General features: G+C 56.5%; 1 protein-coding gene. It reads left to right on the top strand.

Features of this window, described 5'->3' with window-relative positions:
• Nucleotides 1-2: 2 nt before the first annotated feature.
• Nucleotides 3-255, top strand: a 253-nt coding sequence (locus HXW94_RS20585; RefSeq protein ID WP_425484234.1) for a hypothetical protein, incomplete at its 3' end; no start/stop codon positions are given.

The raw sequence follows: 255 nt of genomic DNA, 5'->3' as shown, positions 1-255 counted from the left end.
ACTTGAAAGACGGCACCCTAGATCTCAATGGTAAGACCTTGACCGTCACAGGCGACTTGATCTACTCCGGCGACACCTTGACGCTCAACGGCGGCACCCTCGTGGTCAAAGGCGATTTGATCCACGCCGACGGGGACTTGACGGTCACCGGCGGCACCCTGGTGGTTGAAGGGGACTACCGGATACAGAGGGCTTCTACAGATGATCAAGGGACGACAACCTACAGCTACTCTTCCGGCAGACTCAACATGACTA

Origin of the sequence: Desulfobacter latus (assembly GCF_013389365.1) — a bacterium.
GTDB lineage: Bacteria > Desulfobacterota > Desulfobacteria > Desulfobacterales > Desulfobacteraceae > Desulfobacter > Desulfobacter latus.
Note: the sequence above shows the minus strand (reverse complement) of the source record. Positions and strands in the feature narration are given on the sequence as shown.